Origin of the sequence: Lentimicrobium sp. S6 (assembly GCF_013166635.1) — a bacterium.
Classification (GTDB): domain Bacteria; phylum Bacteroidota; class Bacteroidia; order Bacteroidales; family UBA12170; genus UBA12170.
Window position 1 is genome coordinate 1 of sequence record NZ_JABKBZ010000259.1, and the last position, 631, is coordinate 631.

Annotated in this window: 1 protein-coding gene; it reads left to right on the forward strand. The window is 47.9% G+C overall.

Features of this window, described 5'->3' with window-relative positions:
• Positions 1–631: PKD domain-containing protein (locus HNS40_RS22630; protein ID WP_172284973.1), on the forward strand; the 631-nt coding region annotated here is incomplete at both ends.

Below are 631 nucleotides of genomic sequence, written 5' to 3' on the forward strand. Positions count from 1 at the left end.
CACCCAGAGCATCTCTTTAGCCACCTAGGCGATTTCGATGTGACTCTAACTGTGGTAGATGGCAATGGTTGTGTGGATGATACCACCATGACCTTAAGCGTAAATCCTCGCCCTGTGGCAGGCTTCTCTTGGGAAAACAGCTGCTTTGGTAGCGATGTGCAATTTGTGGATACCAGTTATACCAGCCAAGGATTTATCACCAACTGGTGGTGGGATTTTGGGGACCCTGCTAGTGGCGCCTTTAACTTTAGCACCGCTCAAAATCCTACACATGCTTTTACTGCTCCAGGCATATACGACGTGCAACTCATCACCAAGGCATTTGGATATGATACCATAGTGCAGCAAGTGATAGTGAGAGAAGGACCTACTTCGGCCTTTGACTTCACCACGCCTTGCCAAGGAGAAAACGCCATCTTCACCGACCTGAGTGTAGCAGGTGCAGCACCTATTGAAAGCTGGTTCTGGGACTTTGCCGATGGAAGCACATCCACCGAGCAAAACCCAACACATCTTTATCAGTTTTCTGGTAATTATTTGGTAGACCTCACGGTAACCGATACCAATGGCTGTGAGCACAGCATTACTCAAAATGTAACCATTTGGCAAGGACCAACCGCCAAGTTTAACT